This window comes from Cupriavidus sp. NPDC089707 (genome assembly GCF_044748965.1).
GTDB lineage: Bacteria > Pseudomonadota > Gammaproteobacteria > Burkholderiales > Burkholderiaceae > Cupriavidus.
Map to the genome: position 1 here is coordinate 302,460 of NZ_JBIVHB010000005.1, position 18,218 is coordinate 320,677.

The 18,218-nt window shown below is 68.0% G+C and carries 16 protein-coding genes; 5 read left to right on the forward strand and 11 right to left on the reverse strand.

What is annotated here, in order from left to right; genetic code table 11:
* Positions 1-17: 17 nt before the first annotated feature.
* Complete coding sequence (locus tag ACIP1U_RS11490) at positions 18-971, forward strand: cation diffusion facilitator family transporter (protein ID WP_400314776.1); 954 nt, start codon at positions 18-20, stop codon at positions 969-971.
* 376 nt (positions 972-1,347) lie between these two features.
* On the opposite strand, the gene ACIP1U_RS11495 is transcribed toward ACIP1U_RS11490, so the two are convergent.
* A complete protein-coding gene (locus ACIP1U_RS11495; protein WP_400314778.1) occupies positions 1,348-1,983 on the reverse strand; it encodes a DNA-3-methyladenine glycosylase I in 636 nt (211 codons plus the stop codon).
* A gap of 126 nt (positions 1,984-2,109) precedes the next feature.
* Between ACIP1U_RS11495 and ACIP1U_RS11500 the strand changes: the two genes are divergently transcribed.
* Positions 2,110-2,466, forward strand: coding sequence for a DUF2314 domain-containing protein (locus ACIP1U_RS11500; protein WP_400314779.1), 357 nt, complete (start codon positions 2,110-2,112; stop codon positions 2,464-2,466).
* A 24-nt stretch (positions 2,467-2,490) separates the two neighbouring features.
* Here the strand turns inward: ACIP1U_RS11500 and ACIP1U_RS11505 are convergent, their stop codons facing one another.
* Complete coding sequence (locus tag ACIP1U_RS11505; protein ID WP_400314781.1) at positions 2,491-3,492, reverse strand: hypothetical protein; 1,002 nt, start codon at positions 3,490-3,492, stop codon at positions 2,491-2,493.
* A gap of 157 nt (positions 3,493-3,649) precedes the next feature.
* The gene (locus ACIP1U_RS11510) at positions 3,650-3,979 is read right to left on the reverse strand and encodes a hypothetical protein (protein ID WP_400314783.1); all 330 of its coding nucleotides are present in this window, start codon (positions 3,977-3,979) and stop codon (positions 3,650-3,652) included.
* Positions 3,980-4,260: 281 nt separating this feature from the next.
* On the opposite strand from ACIP1U_RS11510, the gene ACIP1U_RS11515 reads away from it, so the two are divergent.
* The gene (locus ACIP1U_RS11515) at positions 4,261-5,148 is read left to right on the forward strand and encodes a DODA-type extradiol aromatic ring-opening family dioxygenase (RefSeq protein WP_400314850.1); all 888 of its coding nucleotides are present in this window, start codon (positions 4,261-4,263) and stop codon (positions 5,146-5,148) included.
* A 17-nt stretch (positions 5,149-5,165) separates the two neighbouring features.
* Here ACIP1U_RS11515 and ACIP1U_RS11520 read toward each other — a convergent pair whose 3' ends face one another.
* The 5 genes from ACIP1U_RS11520 to ACIP1U_RS11540 all read right to left on the reverse strand — a co-directional run bounded on the left by ACIP1U_RS11520 (position 5,166) and on the right by ACIP1U_RS11540 (position 9,121).
* Positions 5,166-6,293, reverse strand: a complete 1,128-nt coding sequence (locus tag ACIP1U_RS11520; protein ID WP_400314852.1) for an MFS transporter — start codon at positions 6,291-6,293, stop codon at positions 5,166-5,168.
* A 176-nt stretch (positions 6,294-6,469) separates the two neighbouring features.
* Complete coding sequence (locus tag ACIP1U_RS11525; protein ID WP_400314784.1) at positions 6,470-7,780, reverse strand: MFS transporter; 1,311 nt, start codon at positions 7,778-7,780, stop codon at positions 6,470-6,472.
* A gap of 97 nt (positions 7,781-7,877) precedes the next feature.
* Positions 7,878-8,312, reverse strand: coding sequence for a VOC family protein (locus ACIP1U_RS11530; RefSeq protein WP_400314786.1), 435 nt, complete (start codon positions 8,310-8,312; stop codon positions 7,878-7,880).
* A gap of 8 nt (positions 8,313-8,320) precedes the next feature.
* Positions 8,321-8,671 carry a GFA family protein gene (locus ACIP1U_RS11535; protein ID WP_400314788.1) on the reverse strand — a complete coding sequence of 117 codons (351 nt, stop codon included), beginning with the start codon at positions 8,669-8,671 and terminating at the stop codon, positions 8,321-8,323.
* 30 nt (positions 8,672-8,701) lie between these two features.
* Positions 8,702-9,121 carry a GNAT family acetyltransferase gene (locus ACIP1U_RS11540; protein WP_400314790.1) on the reverse strand — a complete coding sequence of 140 codons (420 nt, stop codon included), beginning with the start codon at positions 9,119-9,121 and terminating at the stop codon, positions 8,702-8,704.
* A 131-nt stretch (positions 9,122-9,252) separates the two neighbouring features.
* On the opposite strand from ACIP1U_RS11540, the gene ACIP1U_RS11545 reads away from it, so the two are divergent.
* Positions 9,253-9,864 carry an HD domain-containing protein gene (locus ACIP1U_RS11545; protein ID WP_400314792.1) on the forward strand — a complete coding sequence of 204 codons (612 nt, stop codon included), beginning with the start codon at positions 9,253-9,255 and terminating at the stop codon, positions 9,862-9,864.
* A 145-nt stretch (positions 9,865-10,009) separates the two neighbouring features.
* Here ACIP1U_RS11545 and ACIP1U_RS11550 read toward each other — a convergent pair whose 3' ends face one another.
* Positions 10,010-13,615, reverse strand: coding sequence for an indolepyruvate ferredoxin oxidoreductase family protein (locus ACIP1U_RS11550; RefSeq protein ID WP_400314793.1), 3,606 nt, complete (start codon positions 13,613-13,615; stop codon positions 10,010-10,012).
* Positions 13,616-13,954: 339 nt separating this feature from the next.
* Between ACIP1U_RS11550 and ACIP1U_RS11555 the strand changes: the two genes are divergently transcribed.
* Positions 13,955-15,232 (forward strand): NYN domain-containing protein, encoded by a 1,278-nt coding sequence (locus tag ACIP1U_RS11555; RefSeq protein ID WP_400314794.1) that lies wholly within the window; start codon positions 13,955-13,957, stop codon positions 15,230-15,232.
* 201 nt (positions 15,233-15,433) lie between these two features.
* Here the strand turns inward: ACIP1U_RS11555 and gspF are convergent, their stop codons facing one another.
* On the reverse strand, positions 15,434-16,651 hold the full coding sequence (gene gspF / locus ACIP1U_RS11560) for a type II secretion system inner membrane protein GspF (RefSeq protein ID WP_400314795.1): 1,218 nt from the start codon (positions 16,649-16,651) through the stop codon (positions 15,434-15,436).
* 17 nt (positions 16,652-16,668) lie between these two features.
* On the reverse strand, positions 16,669-18,210 hold the full coding sequence (gene gspE, locus ACIP1U_RS11565; protein WP_400314797.1) for a type II secretion system ATPase GspE: 1,542 nt from the start codon (positions 18,208-18,210) through the stop codon (positions 16,669-16,671).
* Positions 18,211-18,218 lie beyond the last annotated feature (8 nt).

Sequence of the window (18,218 nt, forward strand, 5' to 3'; positions counted from 1 at the left end):
CCATGCAGCGTGAACCCATGCAACCCGGATCGGCCGTCCTGCCGGACGACGCCACCGCCGCGACCGCGACCGCGGCCGAAGCTGACGCGCGCCACCGCGCGGGCCGGCGCAGCACGCTGGTCAGCGTGGCGGTCAATATCGCGCTGACCGCGGCGCAGGGCGTCGCGGGCGTGGTCGCCGGCTCGCAGGCGCTGCTGGCCGACGCGGCGCACTCGCTGTCCGACCTGCTCTCCGACTTCGTGGTGCTGCTGGCCGCCTGGCAGAGCCGCAAGGATCCCGACGCCGACCACCAGTACGGCCACTTGCGCTTTGAAACCGCGGCATCGCTGGCGCTGGGCGGGCTGCTGCTGGCGGTCGGCGCGGCCATGCTGTGGGCCGCGGTGAGCAAGCTGCAGCATCCGGGCGGGGCCCAGCCGGTGCAGGCGCTGGCGCTGTGGGTATCGCTGGTGACGCTGGTGTCCAAGGAGCTGCTGTTCCGCTACATGCTGGCGGTGGCGCGGCGCGTGCGTTCCAGCATGCTGGTCGCCAATGCCTGGCATGCGCGTTCCGATGCGGCCTCGTCGCTGGTGGTGGCGCTGGGCATTGGCGGCAACCTGCTCGGCTACCACGTGCTGGACCCGGTGGCGGCGATCGTGGTCGGGCTGATGGTGGCGCGCATGGGCCTGCGCTTCGGCTGGGATGCGCTCAGCGACCTGATGGACCGCGCCGCGGACGAGGAAACCGTCGCGGCGATCGAGGCGACCCTGCTCGGCACGCCGGGCATACAGGGCCTGCATGACCTGCGCACGCGCAAGATGGGCGACCAGGTGCTGGTCGACGTGCACCTGGAGATCGACGGCACGCTGACCGTGGCGCAAGGCCATGCGATCGCGGTCGAGGCACGGCGCCGCGCGCTAGCCCATCACCACGTGCTCAACGTGATGACGCACGTCGATCCGGTATACGCCGCCAGGACGGTCGCCGCCGGCTAGGCAGCTGTGGACATCTGCGCCCGCCGCCTGGGGATAACTCGCCGGACAAGCTGTGCCCCGCCTGGGGGCGCGCTGTGGGACGTATACGAACAACCGTCATCCGCTGCCGCGCATGTATACGCAAGCGCCGGGCTGTCCACGTATACGGGGTGCGCTGGCACCGTGGTTATCTTTCTCGCAAGTCCTTGAGGGAAAAGAGGAAAGGTGACTTATCCACGGTGCGGCGACCGGTTTACCTACTACTACTATGTTTACATACGTAAACAATATAAAAACCACCACCAAGACCGTTGCAGCGATTGCAGCTGTCGGGTGCTGAACAAGGCGTCGCCCGGAAGGGTGCGTATACCGTGTGTCGTCAACGTCCGGACAAGCGTTAACGCGGCACCTTGAACCCTTTGCGCGCCCGTATCACCTCGGCCCGCGTCGCGCAGCCTTCCTGGTGGTCGTTGACCAGGCCCATTGCCTGCATCAGCGCGTACATGGTGGTCGGTCCGACAAAGCGCCAGCCGCGCTTCTTCAGGTCCTTGGACAGCGCCGTCGACTCGGGCGAGATCGCCATGGCGCGCAGCACCTCGGGCGTCAACAGCTTGGGCCGGCTGGCCTGATCGGGCTCGAAGCGCCAGAAATAGGCGGCCAGCGATGATTCGGTTTCTAGCAACTCGCGCGCCCGCTGCGCGTTGTTGATGGCGGCCTCGATCTTGCCGCGATGGCGCACGATGCCGGCATCGCCGAGCAGGCGCTGGATATCGCGCTCGCCGAAGCGCGCCACCTTGTCGATGTCGAAGTTGGCAAAGGCCTTGCGGAAGGCTTCTCGCTTGCGCAGGATGGTCAGCCAGCTCAGGCCAGCCTGGAAGCCCTCCAGGCACAGCTTCTCGAACAGGCGCCGGTCATCGGCGACCGGGAAGCCCCACTCGTGGTCGTGGTAGTGGCAATAGTCATCCAGCGTGCCGCACCAGCCGCAGCGTACTGGCGCTACCGGCGCTGTCTGCGCTTCCTTCTTGCTCGTCATGCGTAACCTTTCTCCCTTTTTGGCGGATCCGGTCGTGGATCCGGTGCGGTGGCCGCTCCACCGGCTCGCGGCGCGCCGCATTTGCTGCGATCATGCCCGCACCTGAGATATTGCGGAAGGCTGAAAATGGACATGCGATTGACGACCCTGGACGAAGACGGCTGGGAACTGGATGACGGCGAGCCCATTGCCGCCGCCCACCCCGACACTTTCTGGATCCCGTCCCCTGAGGAACGCGACGCGCTGGTCCCGGGCCAGCAGGTCAAGCTGATCTTCCGCATCCTGGTGGCGGACGAAGACTGCAGCGAGGAGGTCCATGTCGAGCGGATGTGGGTGATCGTGACCGGGCGCGAGGGCAGCCTCTATATCGGCAAACTGGACAACCAGCCGTACTGCACCGACGAGATGGCACCGGGCATGCCGCTGTGCTTCGAGGCGCGGCACGTGATCAACATTTACCGGGAAGGGGATGACGCGGAGTGAGGGCAACCCACTCCTTGGGCGTGGTCAGAAGCTGGCCGCCAGTCCCAGTGAAACCCCCGACACATTGTTGCCGAACACATAGCGCACCACCGCCCGTATCCGCGTGACGAAAACCTCATGCGCACTGGTATCCAGTTCCAGCCCGGTGCCAAGCGTGGTCAGGTAGTTGAAGCCGAGAATACCGGCCTGGCTGCCGAAATAGTGCGAATGCGACAGCTCCAGCACATAGCGCACCGGCCGGTCGAGCGCGCGCAGGCCCGTCGGCGCCCGCCAGCGCGCCCACAGGTTGGCGGTCTGCGCTGTCGCCGTACCGCTCACCGCGCTGGCGGTGCCGCCGAAGCTCTGCAGGTGGATGCTGGTGTAGCGCAGCTCGACGTCGACCTCGTAGTTCTCGCGGTAGTGCTCCCAGTCCAGCATCAACGAGCCGCCCAGGCCGTAGGCGTTCAGGCTGCCGCCATCAAGGAAGTCGATCTGGCGGTCCGTCACACGTTCCAGCGCGAACTTGCCGATCGACAGGTCGCTCGAGACATTGCCCAGCGAGAAATTAAAGATCGGCCGGATCACCAGTTCCTTGTCGGCAGTGATCGGGAAATCCCAGCCGATGCCGATGGTGCCGGAGAACGTGTTCCACCGTGTCGGGATGGAGCGCGATTCGGTGCCGTTGCTGGCAATGAAGGTGGGATCGTAGCGGCTATAGGCGATCGCGCCTTCCAGGTAGAGCGGGAACGACTTGCTGATGGTGAAGCCGCCGCCGAGCTGTGACATGACGATGCCGGGATCGTCGGTGCTGGCGTTGTTGATCGACAGCGAGCTGGAAGTCAGGTCGGGCACCACCGAATACGCCATCAGCGACAGCACCGCGTTGGCGTGCCGCTGCACGTTGGCACCGGCCAGCTGCAGTCCATTGCCGGCCTGGCCGTGCGCGGTCCCCGCGGCCAGCAAGCCGAACGCCGCCGCCGCGGCGCGCCAGCGGGCAGCGCGGCGCAGGCTGGCGCGAAGCCGGGCAGTCGGCAGGCGTACGGACATGGGTATTCCCCTGGCACACGGCTCACGCGGCGCGCCGCGAGGCCGGCAGCCGTCCGACGCATTCTAGCCACGCGGGCAGGCGAGGGGGCGGTGCGCAAAAATTTTCAGATCGGTTTGCCGACTCTTTGAAGCGGGCGCGGAAGCGGCAATGGCCAGATCAGGCCGTCGGATGGCGGCGGGGTGTCCGCTGCGCGCCCGCATCGCTCTCATCGACCGCTTCGGACCTGGCAGCCGGCGCGGGCCGGTGGCGGCCAAGCCACAGCATCAGCGCGCTGCCGGCCCAGCCGGCAACAAACACCGTATCGCCCGCCTGGTTCAGCCACTCACCGGCATCCGGCTGGCCGGCGAGCGACCACAGCCACTGCGCCGGCAGCCTGGCCGCGATCCACAGCGCGACCGCCGGCACGCTGCCGTAGACGCCAGGCTGCCACCATTGGGCGGGACGGGGGAAGCGCCGTCCGGGGCGGCGCAGCAGATTCGGTACCACGATGTCTCCGGCCACCCGGCACGCGTGGCGTGCTGGCGGCGTCATGCGTTGGCCGTAGGGCTTGCCGGGCGCGGCACTTGCCCTCGGCTGCATCATAGGGTGCGGTGCCCGGCGGCGTCCCAGCACGCCTGCGGCGGTGTGTGGCCAAGCCCACGCCGCGCGCGGCAGTTCAGTTTTTTTGCATGAAAGATGCGCAAAAGCGGGCCATGCCGGCGGCCGATCTTTGCCAAACTCAATGGCAAGTACACGGATCAATGAGCAGATCAATGAAACCCGACGCCATGCTTCCCGCACTGTTTATCTCGCACGGTTCGCCCATGCTAGCCATCGATCCCGGCCCCACCGGCGCGGCCTTCGACGCACTCGGCGAGCGGCTGCGCGCGCAGCCGCCGCGCGCGGTGCTGGTGGTGTCGGCGCACTGGATCTACAGCACGCTGGCGGTGAGCCGCCGCGAGCGCCAGGAAGCCTGGCACGACTTCGGCGGCTTCCCGCGCGAGCTGTACGCGCTGCGCTACGATGCCCCCGGCTCGCCGGAACTGGCCGCGCGGGTCAAGGCGCTGGTGGAATCCGCTGCCATTCCCGGCGCGGGGTTTGTCGGCGAGGACGATGAACGGCCGCTCGACCATGGCGCCTGGATGCCGATGCGGCACTTCTTCCCGGACGCGGATGTGCCGGTGGTGCAGCTCGCGATGAATCCCTACCTTGCCCCTACCGTCCAGATCGAGATCGGCCGCGCCCTGGCGCCGCTGCGCGAGGAAGGCGTGCTGGTGCTGGCTTCGGGCAGCTTCACGCACAACCTGCAGGAGGTGTTCGGCAGCGGTGGCCGCCGCGACCAGCACGGGCCGCAGGCCGAGCCCTATGTCGAGGCCTTCCGCGGCTGGATGCGCGACGCGCTGGACGAGGCGCTGGCCACCGGCGATACCAGCCGTATTGCCGACTACCGCGCCCAGGCCCCGTACGCCCGCCGCGCGCACCCGACCGACGAGCACCTGCTGCCGTTCTACGTGGCGCTGGGGGCGGCGCTGGGGCCGCGGGCCGCAGGCGCGGGTACGCCGGCAGCCAGCGTGGTCCGGGTGGCGGATGAGGTCACCTACGGCGTACTGGCGATGGACAGCTTCGTGTTCGAGGGGATTGGCGCCGGCACGCCGCCGCTGCGCGCGGCCGCCTGAGTGTCTTCCGCCGCGGATCAGCGGCCATCCTTGCGCGGCGGAAGGTAGCGCCGTGCCGAGCGTGCGCCGGCCAGCGCGATCCAGCCCATGGTCAGCGCCACCACCGCCAGCCCGACGCGCAGGTCGGCCAGGTGCGCCACGCCGCCGATCAGCACCGGCCCCAGCAGCAGCCCCAGGTACGCAAAGCGCGCCACGCGCGAAATCGCCTCGGCCGGCGCCACCCCGGGCAGCCGCGACGCGGCCACGAAGAAGATCGGCACCATGTTGGCCGCGCCCAGTCCCATCAGCGTGAACCCCACCAGCGCCGCCAGCGGTCGCGGGACTACCAGCGCCAGCACGATGCCGGCGAAGCCCAGCCAGGCGCTGGTGGTCAGCGTGGCGCCATCGCCCAGGCGCGCGCGCAAGCGGTCGCCGCCGAAGCGCCCGCACGCCATGCCGCCGGAGAAGGCCGCGTAGCCCAGGCTGATCCAGCCGGCCGGCGCCGCGGTCACATCGCGCATGTAGACGCTGGTCCAGTCATACATCGCGCCTTCGCCGATCAGACCCAGGAAGGCCAGCAGGCCGAGCAGCCACAGCGCGCGCACGGCGTGGTCGCGATGGTGCGCGGCGCCCGGCATTACCGGGTGGTCGGGCAGCAGGCCGGGCATGGCCGCGAGCGCAGCCAGCGCGGTCAAGCCCGCCATCATCGCCGCGTGCGCCAGCGGCGCCACGTCCAGCGCCAGCATCAGCCCGCCGAAGGCCGCGCCGGCCATGCCGCCGAGGCTGAACATGCCATGCAGGGCCGACATCACCGGGCGTGGGCGGCTGGCTTCCACTGTGGCGGCCTGTGCGTTCATGGCCACGTCGAAGCCGGCGTTGGCCATGCCAAACGCCACCAGCGCGGGCAGCAGCCACCAGAACGAAGGCATGGCGAGAATCGCCACCGTGGCCAGCGCGAACACCAGGCCGCTGGCCGTCGCCGCGCGTGCGCTGCCGACGCGGGTGACCCAGCGCCCGACCGGCCCCATTGCCAGGAGGGCGCCGCCGGCGACGGCGAGCATCGCCAGCGACAGCATCGCGTCGGACAGGCCAAAACGCGCCTTGATGGTGGGGATATGGACGCCCCAGGTGGCAAAGGTGGCGCCGTTGACGAAGAACAGCGCCATGGTGCTGCGCGTCGCGCGCGCGAGCGCGCCCGGCGTGGAAGGGGTGACGGCGAGCGGGGCGGTGCCGGGTGGCGAGTTGGAGTCGGACATTGTGATGCAGGGATGCGTCCGGCGCCGTCGGCCCGGCCGCAAAAACCCCCATTGTCGTGCATCGGCGCGACCGGGGTGTGGCAGCGCTATGGCGCGGTTCCCGCCAGGCGCAGCAGTCCACGCCGGTGCAGCGCGTAGCCGAACGCCAGCAGCGCGCCCAGCGCCAGCGCCAGCATTACCCACAGCATCAGCCAGTAGCCGCCCGCTGCCCGCCACAGCAGCGCGCCCAGCCACGGCGCGGCGGCCTGCATCAGCAGCACCGGCGTCATCATCAGGCCGTTCAGCGTGGCGTAGTGATGGCGCGAGATCAGCTCGGGCATGGCCATTGCCCGCAACATCGTATTGACGCCGTTGGCGCAGCCGTACAGCACCGCCGCCGCCATCAGCCAGGCACCGTGGCCGAGCGCGAAGCACAGCAGTCCCGCACTCATCAGCAGGTAGACCGGCAGCGACAGCCGCACCGGGTGGCGCACTGCCGCGCGCATCATCAGCATGCGGCCGACCACCTGTGCCGGGCCGATCAGCGCCGCCACCGCCAGCTGCTGCGACACCGGCAGGCCTTTCTCGGTCAGCATCGGGATCAGGTGCGCGCCCAGCAGCGAGGCCACCACCGCGGTTGCGGTGAAGGCCAGCACCACGGCCCAGAACACCGGCTGGCGCAGCGTGGTGCGCGCGATGCCGGCGCTGCCCGCGCCGGCGCCGGCCGTCGGCGTGCCGCTGTAGGTGGGATGCGTGGCGTAGCGCATGCGCGCGTGCAGCGGCGCGCAGACGAGCAGGTTCAGCAGCGCGAAGCCAACCAGCGTGGGGCGCCAGCCGGCATGCAGCACCAGCCATTGCGCCAGCGGCACGAAGATCGTGCTGGCAAAGCCGGCCATCAGCGTGACCACCATGATCGGCTTCTGGTACTGGTCGCCATAGGCCTGGCGCAGCACCACGAAGGCGGGCTCGTACAGCGTGGTGGCCATGGCCAGCCCGATCGGCACCCACATCAGCAGGAACATGGCGGGAGAGGGCGACCACGCCCACAGCAGCAGCCCCAGTCCGGCCAGCACCGAACCAGCGCCCATCACCCTGCGCGCCGGCGCGCGGTCCAGCAGCCGGCCCACCGCGAACGAGCACATCGCCCACACCAGCAGCCCCAGCGAATAGCCGCCCGCCAGGAAGGGCCTGGACCAGCCCGTGCTGCTGATCATCGGCTCGATGAACACGGTGAAGGCGAAAAACAGCGTGCCCCAGGAGATGGTCTCGGTCAGGCCGAGGATCCAGACCAGCCGGCGCGGCGGCGTGGCTGGTTGCGCGGGGCCGGCGCGTGCCGGGCTGGCTTCTGCGGAACAGTCTGCGGAACAGTCTGCGGTACTGGCGGCGTCCGGATCGGAGCTGGCTTCTAGCGTTGTCATGGCGGGTCCCGGCGGGGGAGTCGCCATGGCTGGCGGCGCGCGGGACCAGTGGCAAATTGTAGCGATCCTGCGCATACGCTGCGCGACGGTACGCGCCTTACTGTGCGGTCATCGCATCGTCGATGCCTGGTGCAGGCGGACCCTTCAGTTCGACCACGTTGCCGTCCGGGTCGCTGACGTAGAGCGATGGGCCCTTGCCTTCGGCTCCGAAGCGCTGCGCGACCTCACTGGCCTGCACGTCGTGCCGGGCCAGCCACGCGCGCAGTGCGGCCTCGTCGAACGGCTCGATGCGCAGGCAGAAATGATCGAGGTTGCGCCCTTCCGTGCCCGGACCCGCGCCGCCGGCGCGACCCAGCGGCCCGTCCAGCGACACCAGGTCGATCAGCGCGCTGCCCGCGCGCAACTGCGTCAGGCCGAAGTCAGGCTGCTCGCGCTCGACGCTGCAGCCCAGCACGTCGACATAGAAGTGTCGCAGCGTGTCCACGTTGGCGGTGCGCAGCACCAGGTGGTCGAGATCGAGGATGCGGAACATGGCGGGCGTCAGTGGTGCAGGCCGTCGTAGTCGATGACCTTCAGGCTGTCCAGGTCGACATTGTCCAGGCAGCGCACGTTCACCGCCGCCATCGGCTTGCCGTCCTTGTCCTGGCCATCGGCGTACGGCCCGCAGCCGCACACCGGGCAAAAGCGGTGTGCGATCTTCATGGTGTTGAAGCGGTACGTCGACGCGTTGCTGTCGGGCGTCTCCAGCTTGAAGGTCGCGCGCGGCACGAACCACAGCAGGTGGCCGCGACGGCGGCAGATCGAGCAATTGCAGCGGATCACGCTCGGGATGCTTGCGGCCTCCACCTCGAAGGCAATGTTGCCGCAGTGGCAGCTTCCGTGGAACGTCATGTCGTCTCCTTGATCGTCGGTCTGTTGCTGCTAGATATCCGGGATCAGCCGCTTGCCCAGGCTGACCACTTCGTCGGGCGCGTAGCCCAGCTTGTCGTAGAAATCGATCACCGCGCGGTTGCCGGTGCGCACCAGCAGGTTGATCTTGGGGCAGCCGCGTTCGATCAGCAGCTGTTCGGCCTGCGCCATCAGCATGCGGCCGTAGCCGTGGCCCTGCAGCTCGGGCTGTACGGCCAAATAGTAGACCCAGCCGCGGTGGCCGTCGAACCCCACCATCGCAGTGGCCACTGGTTTCCCGTCGGCTTCACCGACCAGGAAAAGCCCGGGCTGCTCGGCGAGCTTGCGCGCGATATCGCGACGCGGGTCGTTCCACGGACGGGTCAGGCCGCAGGCCTGCCACAAGGCAATGACGGCGGGTTCGTCTTCAGGTCGGAAGGGACGGATCAGCATGGACGGGTGGTGCGCTGCAATATGCCGGCACATTGTTAGCTTTTTGACAGTGTAGCGCCGCTACGGCTGCCACAATGCCAGCACAACATGACGCGCCGATGTTCGGTACGCGACCACAAAAGGAGACCAGCATGAGCGACACCCACGCGCCCGCGCGCGCGAGCTTCAGCCATATGGAACACGGCACCCGCGAGGACTGGGGCGCGATTTCCGCCGAGTTCATGCCGTACGCGCGGGCACTGCCGGACCGCGTGCTGGCGCACCTGCGGCTGCTGGATGGCGATTGCGGCGGCTTCCCGGTGGACCGGCTCACGCATTCGCTGCAGACGGCGACGCTGGCGCACCGGGACGGGCAGGATGAGGAATACGTGGTCTGCGCGCTGCTGCACGATATCGGCGATACGCTCGGCAGCTTCAACCATCCGGATATCGCGGCGGCGATCCTGAAGCCGTTCGTCAGTGCCGAAAATTTGTGGATGGTGGAAAAGCACGGCGTGTTCCAGGGCTACTACTTCTTCCATCACCTCGGGCTGGATCGCAACCTGCGCGAGCAGTATCGCAATCAGCCGGAGCTGTTCGAGCGCACCGCCGAGTTCTGCCGCAAGTACGATGCGGCCGCGTTCATGACGGACTACGACACGCTGCCGTTGTCGTTCTTCGAGCCGATGGTGCGGCGGGTGCTGTCGCAGCCGAAGAACTCGATGTATGTGAAGCCGGGGGAGAAGGAGCTGGCCCAGCCGTAGGACGGACCGACGGTGTTCCCCTCTCCCCTCACGGGGAGAGGGCAGGGTGAGGGGCGGTTTGGCAAGGTGTCCACATTTCGCATCGAGACAATCCCGCCCTCACCCCCGGCCCCTCTCCCGCAGGCGGGAGAGGGGAGGAACGGCCTTACGCAGCCCGCTGTGCCGCTTCCGGATGCCTGAACTGCTCCAGCAGTTTCGCCCAGCGCCCTCGCACCGCCTTCAGGTTGTTTTCCTTCACGTGCCCGAAGCCCCGGATATCGTCCGGCAGGTCGGCCAGCGCGACGGCGGTCTCGTAGTTGGCGGCATTCAAGCCCGCCACCAGCTCATCCAGCAGAGCACGGTATTCGCCGATCAGCGCGCGCTCGGTGCGGCGTTCCCCGGTCTTGCCAAAGACATCGAACATGCCGCCGCGCAGGCCCTTCATCTTCGCCAGCACGCGGAACAGGGTCATCGTCGACGGACCGAACTTGCGCTTGACCAGATGACCCTTGTCGTCGCGCTTGGCCGTCGTCGGCGGCGCCAGCCAGAAATTGAGCTGGTAGTCCTTGCCCGGTTCGCCTTCGAACTGCGCGCGCAGCTTGTCGAGGAAGACAGGATCGGTATAAAGCCGCGCCACCTCATATTCGTCCTTGTACGCCATCAGCTTGGCCAGGTTGCGCGCCGCGGCCTCGGTCAGCGGCAGCGGCTTGCCGCTGCCTGCCAGCGCGCTTTCGGCCGCGCGCACGCGGTCGATCGCTTCGCGATAGGTGCGCGCGTAAGTGGCGTCCTGGTAGGCCGTCAGGTGTTCCATGCGGCGGGCGACCAGCTTCTCCAGCATCGCGCTGGTCGAGGCCGGCAGCTTGACCACTTCCGCGCCTTCGGCGGTGGCCTGCAGCTTGCCGGTCAGCGACAGCACGTGCTCCGGGTCGTGCGCCATATGGCGGCCCCAGTCGAACGCGGCCTTGTTCTTCTCGACGGCCACGCCGTTGAGTTCGATGGCGCGCTCCAGTGCCTGCAGCGTCAGCGGGATCCAGCCCTTTTGCCACGCATAGCCCAGTACCAGCGGGTTGGTGTAGATGGCATCGCCCAGCAGCGCCACGGCGAGGCCGCTGGCGTTGATGAAGTCGCACTTCTCGCCGACGGCGTTGCGCACGTCCTGTTCGGCCGACACACCCGGGAACTGCCACTTCGGGTTTTTGATGAACGCGGCGGTTGGCGTCTGCGCGGTATTGACCACGGCGCGCGTGCGGCCCGCCTGGGTCTTGGAGATGACTTCGTCGGTGGCCGACACGATGGCATCGCAGCCGATCACCAGGTCGGCTTCTCCCATCGCGATGCGCGTTGCGTGCAGGTCATCGGGCCGCGCGGCCAGTTGCACGTGCGACAGCACCGCGCCGCCTTTCTGCGCCAGGCCCGCCATGTCGAGCACGGTCACGCCCTTGTTCTCCAGGTGCGCCGCCATGCCCAGCAGGCCGCCAATGGTCACCACGCCGGTGCCGCCCACGCCGGTCACCAGGATGCCATAGGCACGGCGGATCGGCGGCAGCTCCGGCGCCGGCAGCGCGGGCAGGCTGTCCATCGACACGCCGTGCTGTTCGGGCTTGCGCACCTGTGCGCCTTCGGCCGAGACAAAACTCGGGCAGAAGCCGTTCAGGCACGAGAAGTCCTTGTTGCACGACGACTGGTTGATCTGGCGCTTGGTGCCGAAATCCGTCTCCAGCGGCTCCACTGAAAGGCAGTTCGACTTGACCGAGCAATCGCCGCAGCCTTCGCACACCGCGTCATTGATGAAGACGCGGCGCGCCGGATCTTCCATCGTGCCGCGCTTGCGGCGGCGGCGCTTCTCGGTGGCGCAGGTCTGGTCGTAGATCAGGATGGTGCAGCCCGGCACTTCGCGCAGCTCGCGCTGCACGCTGTCTAGCTGGTCGCGGTGATGGATGTCGATACCCTGGGGCAGCTTGATCGCCGCGTTGTACTTCTCCGGCTGGTCGCTGACGATGACGATCTTTTTCGCGCCCTCGCTGTGCACCTGCCAGGCGATGTCCCGCACCGACAGCTGGCCGTCCACCGGCTGGCCGCCGGTCATGGCCACCGCATCGTTGTACAGGATCTTGTAGGTGATGTTGACGTCCGCGGCGATCGACGCGCGGATCGCCAGCAGGCCAGAATGGAAGTAGGTGCCATCGCCAAGGTTGGCGAACACATGCTTGTCGCCCGCGAACGGCGCCTGGCCGATCCACGCCACGCCTTCGCCGCCCATCTGGCTGAAGGTGCTGGTATTGCGGTCCATCCACACCGTCATGTAATGGCAGCCGATGCCGGCCAGCGCACGCGAACCCTCCGGCACGTTGGTCGAGGTGTTGTGCGGGCAGCCCGAGCAGAACCAAGGCTTGCGCTCGGCCTTTTCCTGTCCAACCACGCGCGGCGTGGCCAATGCCTTTTCCTTGGCCTCGATGATCGCCAGGCGCGCGGTGATGCGCGCGCGCACGTCCATCGGCAGCTCAAACTTGTCCAGCCGCGTGGCGATGGCCTTGGCGATGATCGCCGGCGACAGTTCATAGTGCGCCGGCAGCAGCCAGTTGCCCTGCGGGATCGACCATTCGCCGCCAGCGTTGTCCTTCTCGTCGAACTTGCCGTAGACCTTGGGGCGCACATCGTCGCGCCAGTTGTACAACTCTTCCTTGAGCGCGTACTCCATGATCTGGCGTTTCTCTTCGACCACCAGGATTTCCTGCAGGCCCTCGGCAAAGGCGCGCGCGCCATGCGCTTCCAGCGGCCACACGCAGCCGACCTTGTACAGGCGGATGCCGATCTGCGCGCAGGTGGCGTCGTCCAGCCCCAGGTCGGCCAGCGCCTGGCGCGTATCCAGGTAGGCCTTGCCGCCGGTCATGATGCCGAAGCGCGCGTGCGGCGAATCGATCTCGATGCGGTCCAGCTTGTTGGCACGCACATAGGCCAGGCCCGCGTACCATTTGTAGTCGAGCAGGCGGGCTTCCTGCTCCAGCGGCGGATCGGGCCAGCGGATGTTCAGGCCACCCGGCGGCATGATGAAATCGCCCGGCAGCGCAATCTGCACGCGGTGCGGATCCAGCTCCACCGAGGCCGACGATTCCACCACGTCGGTCACGCACTTCATCGCCACCCACAGCCCGGAATAGCGGCTCATGGCCCAGCCGTGCAGGCCGTAGTCGAGGTACTCCTGGACGTTCGACGGATACAGCACCGGCAGGCCGCAGGCCTTGAAGATGTGCTCCGACTGGTGCGCCAGCGTTGACGACTTGGCCGAGTGGTCGTCACCGGCCAGCACCAGCACCCCGCCGTGCTTCGACGAACCGGCCGAGTTGGCGTGCTTGAACACGTCGCCGGTGCGGTCCACGCCCGGCCCCTTGCCGTACCACATGCCGAACACGCCATCGAACCTGGCATCGGGGTACATGTTGACCTGCTGCGAGCCCCACACTGCGGTCGCGGCGAGGTCTTCGTTCAGCCCGGCCTGGAACACGATGTTGTGCGCGGCCAGGTGTTTCTTGGCTTTCCACAGCGACTGGTCCAGCGCGCCCAGTGGCGAGCCCCGGTAGCCGGAGATAAAGCCGGCAGTGTTCAGCCCGGTGGCGTGATCGCGCTCCTGCTGCAGCATGGGCAGGCGCACCAGCGCCTGCGTGCCGCTGATGTAGATGCGGCCACGCTCCAGCGTGTATTTGTCGTCGAGGGAAACATTAGCGAGCGCGCGGCGGATGGCGTCGCTGACCGGCGTGGTCAGGGGGGCATTCATAGGTGCTCCTCTATGGGGCGTGTTGTCGGGATCACCGACACCTGCAGTTGTGGGCAATCGCCTCGCGGCCTCTTGTGGAGGCGTTGGGCGGTTGTGTCTCTGCGCGGGATGGTAGCACCGCCGTGCGGTCGGCGGTACCTTGCAGCGCAGCACAAAACGTACCCGTGCCAACCGTGATTTCCCGTATGGACAGGGGTTCGCGTGTACACTGCGTTGCATCGAGAACGCCGGCGATGCCGCGCCGCAGTCTTCGTTGCACCACATCTGCCGCGCCAGCCTGGTGCAACCTGATTTCCGATTGCCCGTCTTATGCACGGGCAAACCAGCGAATACCCGAACATGACCAATTCCCCCCGCCAGGGCACCGCGACCCTGGCCGTGCTGATCGACGCCGACAACGCGGCGCCCGCCATCGTCGAAGGCCTGCTGGCCGAAGTTGCCAAGTACGGCGTCGCCGCCGTCAAGCGCATCTACGGCGACTGGACCCGGCCCAACCTGGCCGGCTGGAAGGAGCGGCTGCTGTCGCATTCGATCCAGCCGATCCAGCAGTTCCGCTACACCGTCGGCAAGAACGCCACCGACAGCGCCATGATCATCGACGCCATGGACCTGCTGTACACCGGGCGCTTCGACGGCTTCTGCATCGTCTCCAGCGATAGCGACTTCACCCGGCTCGCCTCGCGCATCCGCGAGCAGGGGCTGATCGTCTATGGCTTCGGCGAACGCAAGACGCCCAAGCCCTTCGTCACCGCCTGCGACAAGTTCATCTACTCCGATGTGCTGCGTGCCGAGGCCGACACCGAAGGCGCTGAAGGCATCGATGGGGCCGCCGCGCCCACGCGCAAGCGCAGCACCGGCGAACTGCGCCAGGACTCGCGTCTGGTGCGCCTGCTGCAGAGCGCGGCGCAGGCCGTGTCCGACGAGGACGGCTGGCTGACGCTGGGCAGCATGGGCAACCACATCGCCAAGCAGGCGCCGGAATTCGACTCGCGCAACTATGGCTACGGCAAGCTCTCGGAGCTGGTGCTGGCCACCGGGCTGTTCGAAGTCGAGACCCGCAACGGCGGCAACAACAAGACCATCTGGGTACGCTTGAAGAAGCGGAGCAAGGGCGGCGGCGAACAGCAACAGCGGCCGCCGCAGCAGCAGCCCGCTGTTCAGTCCGCTCCTCAATCCGAAGTGGCGCGCCGCAACCCCGCCCCGGCGGTGGTTGAAATCCCCGAAGCAGCGCCGGAACCTGTCGCTGTCCAGCCGGAACCCCGGGCAGTGGAAGAGCCGTCGTTCGTCGCGGCCGATGCTGTGCAGCCCGACCCGGAACCGGTGCCGCCGCTGGAAGCCGCGCCACAGCCGGATCCCGAGCCCCAGGCCGACGCAGAGCCCAAGCCGCGCAGCCGCAAGCGACCCGCGCGCCGTCCGGAGGTGACGCTGAGCGAGACGCCGTGGCCGATCGACCAGTCGGTGTTTGCCGCGCCGGGGGCGACGGTGTTGACGGCGACGGTAGAGGCGGAGCCTGAAGTGCCGGCTCCGCAGGAATTGGCAGCCGAGGTGGCCGCGCCGGTACCAGCGAAGAAAACGCGCAAGCGGCCTGGCAAGAAGGCCGAACCAGTCACTGAATAACGCACTGCGTCGGTTTGCTCCCCTCTCCCGCGCGCGGGAGAGGGGCCGGGGGAGAGGGCCGGCATGTGCCAAGCACGATGAGCCTGACTTCGCGGAGGCTCCGGCCCTCACCCTCACTCCTCTCCCACTTCGCGGGAGAGGAGTGCCTTCACCAGCGGCGCCAGCTTATGCGAGCGTTGTGGCCTGCCAGCGCTACGGCGCCTACCGCACCAGCTGATTGATCTCGATAATCGGCATCAACACCGCCAGCACGATCAACAGCACCACCACCCCCATCGTCAGGATCAGCAGCGGCTCCAGCAAGCTGGTCAGGAACAGCGTGCGCCGTTCCAGCTCCTGCGCCTCGCCTTGCGCAGCCCGGTCCAGCATCACCGGCAGATTGCCGGTCGCCTCACCCGACCGGATCAAATGCACCAGCACCGGCGGAAACTGGTTCTGCGCCGCCAGCGCGCGCGCCAGCGACGCGCCTTCACGCACGCGCGTATTGGCATCTTCCACATTGGCACGCAATGCCTCGTTGGTCAGCGTCTCGCCGGCCGCCTGCAGGCTGCGCAGGATCGGCACGCCCGCCGAAACCAGGATCGCCAGCGTGCCGGCAAAGCGTGCGGTGTTATAGCCGCGAATCAGCTTGCCGAACAGGGGCGCGGTCAGCAGCCACCGGTGCCATTCCAGCCGCACCGCAGGCTGCTTCAGCAGGCTGCGGATCGCCAGTGCAACCACGGCGATGAACGCCAGCGCCGCCCACCACCAGTTGCGCACGAAATCTGACAGCCACAGCATGATGATGGTGAGTATCGGCAGCTTCTGCTTGGTGTTCGCAAACACGCTCACCACCTGCGGCACTACGTAGGACAGCAGGAAGATCACGATCGCGAATGCGACCACCGTGACGATGGCCGGATAGGTGAACGCGAGCCGGATCTTCGACGTCAGCGTATTGCGTGACTCGATATAGCCCGCCAGCCGCTCCAGCACCAGCCCGAGATGGCCCGAATGCTCGCCGGCAGATACCAGTGCGCGGTAGATCTCCGGAAAGTCGCGCGGATGCTGCGCCAGCGCCACCGACAGCGAGCTGCCGCCCATCACCTCGGCGCGGATGCCGGCCAGCAGTTCGTGCACATGCGGCCGTTCGGCCTGGTCGGCCAGCGCGCCGAGCGCTTCGTCCAGCGGCAGGCCGGCCACGATCAGGCTGGCGAGCTGGCGCGTGAACAACGCCTGCTCCTGCGTCGACAGCCTGCGCGTGAACAGCTGGCTGCCGCCGCGCGGCGCCATGCCGGCACCGGCCAGCGCATCGACGGTCAGCGGCGTCAGCCCGCGTGCACGCAGTTGCGAGCGCGCCTGGCGCGGACTGTCGGCCTCGATGACGCCGCGGTCGGTCTTGCCGGCGGCGTCGGCGGCTTCGTAGCGGAAGGCTGGCATCCGGTGTCTGCTCCGCCTTAGTCGCGCGTCACGCGCAACACTTCCTCAAGCGCGGTCGCGCCGCTGTCGATCCAGCGTTGCGCGTCGCCGCGCATGGTGTGCATGCCATGCGCCAGCGCCACCTGCTTGATCTCCGATTCCGGCGCCTGCCGGTGGATCATGGTGCGGATCTCGTCGCCGACGGTCAGCAGCTCGTAGACCCCCATTCGGCCCTGGTAGCCCGACTGTCCGCACTTGTCGCAGCCGACCGGATGCCACACATGCTGCAGCGGCTTGCCCTGCGCCTGCAGCGCTTCTGCATCGGCCGCGGCTGGTTCCACTGGCAGTTCGATCACTTCATCGCGCTTGCAGTGCGGGCACAGGCGCCGTACCAGCCGCTGCGCCAGCACGCCTAGCAGCGACGACGACAGCAGGAACGGCTCGATTCCCATGTCGACCAGCCGCGTCACCGCCGAGGCCGAATCGTTGGTGTGCAGCGTCGCCAGCACCAGGTGGCCGGTCAGCGAGGCCTGCACCGCGATCTGCGCGGTTTCCAGGTCGCGGATCTCGCCGATCATCACCACGTCCGGGTCCTGGCGCAGGATCGCGCGCAGGGCCTTGCCGAAGGTCATGTCGATGCGCGGGTTGACCTGGGTCTGGCCGATGCCGTCGAGGTCGTACTCGACCGGGTCTTCCACCGTCATGATGTTGGTGGTGCGCGCATCCAGCCGCGACAGCGCGGCATACAGCGTGGTGGTCTTGCCCGAGCCGGTCGGCCCGGTCACCAGCACGATGCCGTGCGGCTGGCGGATCAGGTGGTCGAAGCTGCGCAGCGTGTCGGGCGACATGCCCAGCCTGGCCAGGTCGAGCCGGCCCGCTTCCTTGTCCAGCAGGCGCAGCACCGCGCGCTCGCCGTGGCCGGTGGGCAGCGTCGACACGCGCACATCCACCGGCCGCCCGCCCACGCGCAGCGTGATGCGGCCGTCCTGCGGCAGGCGTTTCTCGGCGATATCGAGCTGCGCCATGATCTTGATGCGCGAGATCAGCGCGCCGTGCAGTGCCTTCTTGGGCCGCACCACGTCGCGCAACGTGCCATCGACGCGGAAGCGCACCACCGACGACGACTCGAACGGCTCGATGTGGATATCCGATGCGCCTTCGCGCGCCGCCTGCGTCAGCAGCGCGTTGATCATGCGGATGATCGGCGCGTCGTCCTCGGACTCGAGCAGGTCTTCCACCGCGGGAATGTCCTGCATCAGGCGCGACAGGTCGACCTCGCCTTCGACTTCGCCGACTACCTGCGCGGCGCTGCCGTCCTGGCGGTTATAGGCATCGGACATGGCGCGCTCGAGCGCCTCGGGCTCCAGCACGCGCAGGCGCAGCGCGCCGTGCACCCGGGCGATCTCCGCCAGCGCCGTCGGGGAGGTGGCGCGGCTGACCCATACCTCCAGCCCGTCGGGGCGCTGGTGTGCAATCAGCAGCGGCGCTTCGCGCGCAAAGCCGTACGAAACCAGCCGCGCCGCCATCGGCGAGGGCGGTTCGAGTGTTTCGAAGGGAGGGGTCTGGACTTCGCTCGCCATGGCAGGCC

What these genes read in the sequence shown, in the direction of transcription:
- ACIP1U_RS11490 (WP_400314776.1), top strand. Translation starts at nt 18, where the DNA reads ATGCAACCCGGATCGGCCGTCCTGCCGGACGACGCCACCGCCGCGACC.
- ACIP1U_RS11495 (WP_400314778.1), bottom strand. Translation starts at nt 1,983, where the DNA reads ATGACGAGCAAGAAGGAAGCGCAGACAGCGCCGGTAGCGCCAGTACGC.
- ACIP1U_RS11500 (WP_400314779.1), top strand. Translation starts at nt 2,110, where the DNA reads ATGGACATGCGATTGACGACCCTGGACGAAGACGGCTGGGAACTGGAT.
- ACIP1U_RS11505 (WP_400314781.1), bottom strand. Translation starts at nt 3,492, where the DNA reads ATGTCCGTACGCCTGCCGACTGCCCGGCTTCGCGCCAGCCTGCGCCGC.
- ACIP1U_RS11515 (WP_400314850.1), top strand. Translation starts at nt 4,261, where the DNA reads ATGCTTCCCGCACTGTTTATCTCGCACGGTTCGCCCATGCTAGCCATC.
- ACIP1U_RS11520 (WP_400314852.1), bottom strand. Translation starts at nt 6,293, where the DNA reads ATGGCGCTGTTCTTCGTCAACGGCGCCACCTTTGCCACCTGGGGCGTC.
- ACIP1U_RS11525 (WP_400314784.1), bottom strand. Translation starts at nt 7,780, where the DNA reads ATGACAACGCTAGAAGCCAGCTCCGATCCGGACGCCGCCAGTACCGCA.
- ACIP1U_RS11530 (WP_400314786.1), bottom strand. Translation starts at nt 8,312, where the DNA reads ATGTTCCGCATCCTCGATCTCGACCACCTGGTGCTGCGCACCGCCAAC.
- ACIP1U_RS11535 (WP_400314788.1), bottom strand. Translation starts at nt 8,671, where the DNA reads ATGACGTTCCACGGAAGCTGCCACTGCGGCAACATTGCCTTCGAGGTG.
- ACIP1U_RS11540 (WP_400314790.1), bottom strand. Translation starts at nt 9,121, where the DNA reads ATGCTGATCCGTCCCTTCCGACCTGAAGACGAACCCGCCGTCATTGCC.
- ACIP1U_RS11545 (WP_400314792.1), top strand. Translation starts at nt 9,253, where the DNA reads ATGAGCGACACCCACGCGCCCGCGCGCGCGAGCTTCAGCCATATGGAA.
- ACIP1U_RS11550 (WP_400314793.1), bottom strand. Translation starts at nt 13,615, where the DNA reads ATGAATGCCCCCCTGACCACGCCGGTCAGCGACGCCATCCGCCGCGCG.
- ACIP1U_RS11555 (WP_400314794.1), top strand. Translation starts at nt 13,955, where the DNA reads ATGACCAATTCCCCCCGCCAGGGCACCGCGACCCTGGCCGTGCTGATC.
- gspF (WP_400314795.1), bottom strand. Translation starts at nt 16,651, where the DNA reads ATGCCAGCCTTCCGCTACGAAGCCGCCGACGCCGCCGGCAAGACCGAC.
- gspE (WP_400314797.1), bottom strand. Translation starts at nt 18,210, where the DNA reads ATGGCGAGCGAAGTCCAGACCCCTCCCTTCGAAACACTCGAACCGCCC.